The sequence below is a fragment of the Mesorhizobium sp. P2_E10 genome (assembly GCF_056404235.1).
On record NZ_JBFUEK010000038.1, the window covers coordinates 1 to 7500 of the forward strand.

Consider the following 7500-nt stretch of genomic DNA (forward strand, 5'->3'; position numbering starts at 1 on the left):
GTTTTAGCTCCTGGCAGGGGCTTGGGATCAAGCCCGAAAATTCAGTTGAGGGTGAGGCCGATAATCAGCCGATGATGCCCATGATGTCGGATTCCTTCATGATCAGAAGGTCTTCGCCATTGAGCTTGACTTCGGTGCCCGACCACTTGCCGAACAGGATGCGGTCCCCAGCCTTGACGTCCAGCGGGACCAGCTTGCCGGCTTCGTCGCGGGCGCCGGAACCAACGGCGATGATCTCGCCTTCCTGCGGCTTTTCCTTGGCGGTATCGGGGATGATGATCCCGCCGGCGGTCTTGGATTCGGATTCGACCCGGCGAACGACCACGCGGTCATGAAGCGGTCGGAAATTCGACTTTGCCATTTTGGATGTCCCTGGTGCGGATGTTGAACGGTTCTCCGTCGCCGGAGCGTTGTTAGCACTCACGGGTGGCGAGTGCTAACGCGGCTGTGGGATAGGCTGTCGGCTGGTACTAGTCAAGACGGAAGAGAGGGACGGGCGAAGAGCAAAAATCGCGTGGCCCTGCGAGCGCAAGACGCCCTCGCTGTTCGTGACTGCCTGTGACGGGCCTTAACACGCAAGCAAGTTGTAACGGGCTTGCAAAATTCGCAGAGCTTGGCCACAACGCGCTTCGCTAAATGGCCGGAGCACGGAGAGAACATGGTTTTCCGACTGAAGGAGCTGCTCGGCAAAAGGTTTGATGAAGAGGTGCAATTCTTCAAAGGCTGGCAGAAGGACAAGAAGGGCGTAGGAGCCCTCATCCCCACTTCGATTTATGCGGCGCGCCGGATGGCAAGCGTGGTCAACCCGCGGTCCGGAATGCCGATCCTGGAGCTTGGCGCGGGAACCGGCGTCATCACCAAGGCAATCCTGGAGAGGGGCATTAAACCGCATCAGTTGGTGTCGGTCGAATACTCCAGAAATTTCTACAACGGCCTGGTGCAACGCTTCCCGGGCGTGGACTTCAGATTGGGCAACGCATTTGCGCTGAATGAAGTTCTGGGTGAGCGCAGGGGTGAACAATTCGATTGCGTGGTCAGTGCAGTCCCGCTGTTGAGCTTTCCTATGGAACAGCGCGTTGCCCTGATTGAGGATCTGCTTGCCCGCATTCCTGCCGGACGGCCGGTAATTCAAATCACCTATGGGCCTCTGTCGCCGGTGATCAAGATGCCCGACCGCTACGTGGTTTCCCACTATGACTTCGTCGTCCGCAACATACCACCGGCACAGCTCTGGACCTATCGACGAGCAGTCTAGCCAAATCCGGCACCCGAAGGGCCGACTGCGCTGAGGTGTACAGGCCCCATGTGAAATTGCCCAGTGCGCTTTCATGTTTGCTGGGTCTATGCTGGATCGGCTCTCGAATAGAAGCCTACTTCTCCACTTTGTCGAAAACAGCTAGATCAGCGGTTGGCGGGATCTTTTCGGAAAAGAGGAAGGTCGCTGGGTTCAGTTTCAACGCCTTGGCGATCGCGGCAATCGTATCCACGCTGATGTTGCCGCTTGCCCGTTCCAGTTTCGTGAACGTCGCCTCCGCCACGCCGATGAGTTCGGCCATCTCATAGCGGTGCAAAGTACGTCGTTGTCGCTCAAAATCAATGATGCGCGCCAGTCGTTTGCGGATCGCATTTTCGTCCAACCGATGCGCCCATTCCGCAACTTTCTTACGGCCGGCGAGCAGCCCTGCAACAGACACTTGCAAGCCATTTGCCATGATCTGCAGCGTCGTCAACGTGACATTATTTTTCTGACGCACAGTCTGAATATAGGTTCGGTAGGCGAGTTTCTCGCCGTCGGCGGTCCGAAACAGCTCGGCCATATGCATATGGGATAGGCCGCGTTTGGCTCTCTCCCGCTCAAGCATCAGAGCAATGTTGACGCGCAACGGGTTGTTGACCACGCCTCCGTCGTCTCGTTTCATAAATCGATGTAGTCGCACAAACCTGCCTTTTTGACCTGTCCTTTTTCGCGCGGATCATCCATAGTAAACTGTCAAATCTGCAGCGAGGAAAAGGCTATGACCATACTAAAATTCCTGCTGGGGGGTGCCGTCGCCATCGCGGGCGCCGCAGCTCTTCCATCCCAATCAAAAGCGTCGGAATGGGGCTGTCAGGTCCTCCTATGTCTTTCCGGCGACTGGCAAGGCACCCCCTCGTGCCACCCGCCAATTTACAAGTTGATTGCGGCGATGGAAGCCCCGGGTTTTAATTGGCCGACCTGTCCGCAAGCCAACTCCAGCGCGGCGAGATTTGAGAAGTATGAGGATTGTCCGTCTGGCTGGCAAGCAGTTGCCAGCTCCGAATCCGATCGGCCGGGCTTAGGTCAAGAATGGAACATCTGCCGCATCGCGGCCGATAGGCTCTCCCTGCCCGTCGTTTTCAAAAACAACGCCCTCGGCAGGCATCATGGAGACGGATCACGTCAGGTCCAAGTCGAAATCGACGGTAAGGTGGTGACGGCAACAATCCAGACCGCGGGGAATAATCGAGGGCATTCCCTTGGTAATGGCCCCACCTACTACGCCATCCCTCGACCGATGCGCGGAAAGCCCTGGTTCATCGAGTATGATGACGCGAACGGCGTGCGCCAGGAAAGCTGGTTCAATCTCAACATGCCATGAGCCGGGCGATCACGCAGGACGATGCACGATGGGGTCGCAATTCAGGGAGGTTTGTAGTGTTCAAGGCGCTTCTCCTGTCCACGGTGATTTTGAACACAGGCGCAGTGTTGACGGCGGCGGCTAGTCAGAGCGACAAGCCGCGCTCAGGCGTGGACAATCCTATGTGGCCCGCTTCACTGACATGGGATTGCAAGACCGCCGCCAAAATCGTGTGTGAGCGTGATGGCAGTTGCTCGGTGGCTGAGGACCACACTGGATTTGTGCTGAACTACGGCAGCAACGAAGCTGAGTTCCCGGCCAGCAATGTCAGGATCAAACGCCACTATCAACAGACCGTGCAGGCAAGCCCTTTGCAGCAGGAAGTCAAAGTCGAACTGGCCGACAATCGCGTACTCTGGCTGACGGCCGTGGATGCCAGCCGCACTTATTCGCAAGCGTGGGTCGGCGCACTGAGCGAGTTGAAGGGTGGCGCGGTACTGATGGAATCCGAGGGTGTCTATTGCATGCCGCGTAAGTGAGTGCGCCGAGAGGGCAGGGGAGCGAAGGCCGATATGCTCTGACTTGGAACGCCGGCCGTTAAAAAATATTTCAGAGTGGTCCGGCGAAGCTAAGCTTCTCAGCTCTGAATCGCACCTACCCAGATCGGCGGATGGCGGTCGAGCCAACCATTGGCCGCTTCAAGCTGCGCGGACAGGGTTAGCAGCAAGTGATCCTGGCCTTGGCGCGCGACGAGCTGAATCCCGATGGGTAGACCATTTTTTGCATGCGATAGCGGTAGCGACGCGGCTGGTTGGCCGGTGACGTTGAATATCTCTGAGAAGGGCGCAAAGTTAAGGCCAGCCCTGATCCAGGCCTCATATTCGAAATCGGCAGATCTGCCGTCGATCACGCCTAGCGCTGGCGGTAGAGTGGCTAGGCTCGGTGTGAGGATCATATCGAAATCCTCGAAATGTTGCACCATGGCGACTGTCGCTTCATGTGCGCCCTGGCGTATCTCGGCAAGTTCGAGCGCGTTCATGCGTTGCACCTTCTGCAAGATGGCCCAGCTGGCGGCTTCCAGCTGATTGTGAGCGGGTCTGCGGCCTATTTCCTTAGCGCGCCGGCTGACCTCCCCTGCAACATCCATCATCCAAAGAGACGACGAGCCGATGTCAGTATCCAGCAGAGATGGGAAATCACGCTGCTCAATATGATGACCTAGCGCCTCCAGCTGTTTCGCCGCACTCTCGACTGCGGCAAGTATCTCTGCATCGACAGTGACACCGCCAGGCGCGCGGGTGACGCACGCGATCCTGAGCCTTTCGATCGGCTCCTTGAGTGCCGCGAGATACGAGGGTACCGACTTTCGCACCAAGTACCGGCCGACGAGTTCTGGTCCCGCGGTCACATCAAGCAACGCAGCACTATCACGCACCGAACGTGAGATGACATGGTCCGAATTAAGGCCAGAGCCAACCTCTGGATAGTGGGGGCCGACCGGATTTAAACCACGTGTCGGCTTTAGTCCGAAAAGACCACAGCAAGCTGCTGGAATGCGGATGGACCCGCCGACATCCGTGCCGTGGGCGACCTGTATCATGCCGCTCGCCACTGCGGCCGCCGCACCACCACTCGAGCCGCCGACCGTAACGCGCTTGTCCCAAGGATTGTAGGTGATGCCACGCCAGGTCGTCTCGGTCACGGCATCCTCAGCAAATTCGGGAGTGTTTGATTTACCCAGAAAGATCAGGCCGGCTTTGCGCCAGCGCGTGACAATTTCGCTATCACCCTTGGGCCGGGCCCCTCTGAAGAAGCGTGAGGCGAAAGTGGTCGGCCATTCCGCGACAAAGACATTCACGTCCTTGACAAGGAACGGCACGCCTGCAAGAGGGGCGGAATTATCGACATCCCGGGCTGCGTCAAGAGCACGCTCGGCATCGATTAAAAAGGCGGCGTTGACCTCTGGATTGATACAATCCACGGCGGCTAACGAAGCCTCGATGATCTCCAGCGGTGACGCCTCGCCTTTGTGCACGAGTTCTGATAGCCCCACGGCGTCGTGCCGAGCATAGTCACTGAGTCTCATATCTTCAGGCTTCCCCGTCCTTCGGCCACCCAGGCGATCCACGTGAGAGCGCATCGGCTGCAACGCAGTTTCGCGATAAATCGCGCCTTGCGCCAAGCTTTGCCTAGCGGGCCAGCTTAATCCAAGCGCGGTTAAACGCTGCAGATCATCCCGCACGTGTTGCTGGCGATTCCTAATACGTCCACAATCTTGCAAGAACTCGTCCCGCTTCCGGCGAGCCGCAGAATTTGTTTCAATTGTCTTGTGGGAGGCCTTCTTTCTGCCGGCATCAAATCTCTCACTTTACTGCGGAGCATTGGATGCAGCCATCGTTCGCCTCTTGCTATAGGCGGGACTGGCGCGATCGATCGAGGACCCAATCCATAACTGAATTAATAGCAATGGTGAGAATTGCGATCGCCGCGGCGGGGATCAATGGAGTGAAGATGAGGAAGGAAATCATCATCGCATTCTCACGGACCATCGAGCCCCAATCTGCCAACGGCGGCTGCAAGCCGAGCCCAAGAAAGCTGAGCGCGCTGATGAAGAGGAACACGAAGCAGAAACGGAGTCCGAATTCGACGGCAAGCGGCGGCAGAACGTTGGGCAGGATTTCTTCCTTGATCAGATACAGTGCGGATTCCTTGCGCATCTTTGCTACTATAAAATAGTCTTGGACCACCACCCCTAAGGCGACAGCCCTCGCCAATCGAAAGACACGCGTGGATTCGAGCACTGCGATGACGAGCACTAGCGTCAGAACAGACGTGCCGAAGATCGTGAGCATCATCAGCGAGGCAATCAACGATGGAATCGCCATTATGACGTCCACGATCCGCGACAGGATATAATCAATCCAGCCACCCAGCGCAGCCGCCAGCAGCCCGAAGACAACGCCGATGAAAAAAGTTAGGAGCGTTGTAACGAGCGCGATACCGACCGAATTGCGCGCACCCCAGATCAACCTACTGGCGACATCGCGGCCAAGGTTGTCTGTTCCCAACAGAAAATGGCTGCTCCAGCCCATAAACTGCCGTCCGACGATCTCGGTCTGGCCGTGAGGGGCAAGAAGCGGTGCGAACAAGGCCACTAGAACATAGACCGCGATCACCGAAACGGCGATACGTATCCGCCAGGGGACATACCTGCTGTTTCTGTTTTGACTCGTCATGCCCACGGTCATCCTCGTTCTTGTGCGCGCGGGTTGGCAAGTATCGACAGAATGTCGGCCAAGAGATTAAGTGATATGTAGGTTGCAGCAAAGATCATGCAGCAACTTTGTACAACGGGCACATCGCGCTTGGATACGCTGTCGACCAGCAGCAGCCCAAGGCCGGGATAAACAAAGGCGACCTCGACGATGACGACACCGGTAATCAGGTAGGCAAGGTTGAGCACCACAACATTTATGATCGGCACCCATGAATTGGATAAAGCATGCCGGACTATGATCACGCTGTGTCGTAATCCCTTGAGCTGTGCCATCTCGATATATGGGGTGGACAGAATATTAATGATAGAAGCCCGGGTCATCCGCATCATATGGGCGGTCACAACAAGAGTAAGTGTGATCGCTGGGAGTACCGTTCTGTAAAGCCGTTCCCAGAACGGCAGCCCGTCGTTGATATTGGAGATGCTGGGAAAAAGACCGAACTTGACCGCGAGTACGCCAATAAGGATGTAGGCTAAGAAAAATTCGGGCGTGGAGATCGCGGCAAGGACAAAGGAATTGGCTAATCGATCAAAGATTGAACCCCGCCAAATGGCAGTAAGAATCCCGAGGCCTAGGGCGATGGGGACTGAGATAAATGCTGCAAACGCGGCCAGAAATATTGTATTACCCAGACGCTGCCATATAGTTTGCGCAATGTCCTGTCCGTTGGCCAGCGATTTGCCCATATCACCGATCACAAAGCCGCCGAGCCAGTGCAAATATCTTAGCCAGGCCGGTTGGTCGAGATGCATCTGTTCTCGCAGCGTGGAAATCGCTTCGGGCGTGGCCGATTGGCCCAGAAGCACTTGTGCAATGTCGCCGGGAAGCAATTCGACGGCAAAGAATACCAGGAGCGAGACGATCAGCAACAGTGCGATGCCAATCGCCAGGCGACGCAGGACTAGGCGCGCGATGGAATTCACAAGCACCTCCGAAGATCATGGGTGGAAAATGGAGGTTGGCACCTCCTGCCGTTGCGGGCAGTATGGCGAGCTCGATCACTCATTGGTGTATTCCGTGCCACCCGAATTTGTGCCTTTGACAGAGAAATTCTCCGCATCGCATATGACCTTAATTGCTGGACAGTTTCCTCGTCTCCCAGGTCAAGATCAACGGACCGATGGGGTTCAGAAGCGTTAGTTAGGTAGGCACTACGGTTATGGGGCATGGGATTCGGGCCGCTTCCATCCGACTGACCCAGCACAGTCTTGCAATTTTGCCGACATTGGGCCTGAAAGAAAGGCCGATATTATGAGGCCTGAGAAGCCGCTCCCCGCAGTGTTGGCCGTAAGCCATACGATGCCACAATAATGTCCCGTCCGGCCAGGCCGCTCGGGACAACCGCTATCTGGCAAGGTCAGGCGAACCACCAGCGATCCGCGAGCTTGTATCCGTCCATGTCCCAGTTCACGGCGACAGGACCGTGCGCAAGCTTGTCGCTCTTGGCCAGTATGTCGGCCGCAAACACCGGGATGCACTGGCCCCCGTTCCCGCTCACGATTCGCTGCATCTCCACATACATGTCTCGGCGTTTCGTCTGGTCCAGCTCAGCACGTGCTTCCAGCAAAAGCTTGTCGAACCGCTCATTGGCCCAGAAGGCGTCATTGTAGGATGCGGCACTGTAG

At 56.7% G+C, this 7500-nt stretch carries 8 protein-coding genes and 1 pseudogene; 3 read left to right on the forward strand and 6 right to left on the reverse strand.

The window, feature by feature from the left end; all coding sequences use genetic code 11:
- Window positions 1-64: 64 nt before the first annotated feature.
- Window positions 65-361 carry a co-chaperone GroES gene (groES, locus tag AC1D0N_RS31630; RefSeq protein WP_019863563.1) on the reverse strand — a complete coding sequence of 99 codons (297 nt, stop codon included), beginning with the start codon at window positions 359-361 and terminating at the stop codon, window positions 65-67.
- A gap of 297 nt (window positions 362-658) precedes the next feature.
- Here groES and pmtA point away from each other — a divergent pair, with 297 nt between their 5' ends.
- Complete coding sequence (gene pmtA / locus AC1D0N_RS31635) at window positions 659-1255, forward strand: phospholipid N-methyltransferase PmtA (protein WP_477250529.1); 597 nt, start codon at window positions 659-661, stop codon at window positions 1253-1255.
- Window positions 1256-1370: 115 nt separating this feature from the next.
- On the opposite strand, the gene AC1D0N_RS31640 is transcribed toward pmtA, so the two are convergent.
- Complete coding sequence (locus tag AC1D0N_RS31640) at window positions 1371-1898, reverse strand: helix-turn-helix domain-containing protein (RefSeq protein WP_477250530.1); 528 nt, start codon at window positions 1896-1898, stop codon at window positions 1371-1373.
- 117 nt (window positions 1899-2015) lie between these two features.
- On the opposite strand from AC1D0N_RS31640, the gene AC1D0N_RS31645 reads away from it, so the two are divergent.
- Together AC1D0N_RS31645 and AC1D0N_RS31650 are read left to right on the forward strand one after the other, a co-directional pair.
- A complete protein-coding gene (locus AC1D0N_RS31645) occupies window positions 2016-2618 on the forward strand; it encodes a hypothetical protein (protein ID WP_477250532.1) in 603 nt (200 codons plus the stop codon).
- Window positions 2619-2674: 56 nt separating this feature from the next.
- Window positions 2675-3136 (forward strand): hypothetical protein, encoded by a 462-nt coding sequence (locus tag AC1D0N_RS31650; RefSeq protein WP_477250534.1) that lies wholly within the window; start codon window positions 2675-2677, stop codon window positions 3134-3136.
- Between the two features lie 98 nt (window positions 3137-3234).
- On the opposite strand, the gene AC1D0N_RS31655 is transcribed toward AC1D0N_RS31650, so the two are convergent.
- The 4 genes and pseudogenes from AC1D0N_RS31655 to AC1D0N_RS31670 form a co-directional block, all read right to left on the reverse strand.
- The gene (locus AC1D0N_RS31655; RefSeq protein WP_477250536.1) at window positions 3235-4683 is read right to left on the reverse strand and encodes an amidase; all 1449 of its coding nucleotides are present in this window, start codon (window positions 4681-4683) and stop codon (window positions 3235-3237) included.
- 322 nt (window positions 4684-5005) lie between these two features.
- A complete protein-coding gene (locus tag AC1D0N_RS31660; RefSeq protein WP_477250538.1) occupies window positions 5006-5833 on the reverse strand; it encodes an ABC transporter permease in 828 nt (275 codons plus the stop codon).
- Between the two features lie 8 nt (window positions 5834-5841).
- On the reverse strand, window positions 5842-6798 hold the full coding sequence (locus AC1D0N_RS31665; protein ID WP_477250539.1) for an ABC transporter permease: 957 nt from the start codon (window positions 6796-6798) through the stop codon (window positions 5842-5844).
- Window positions 6799-7232: 434 nt separating this feature from the next.
- Window positions 7233-7500 (reverse strand): annotated as a pseudogene (locus AC1D0N_RS31670) (ABC transporter substrate-binding protein); the annotation flags it as partial.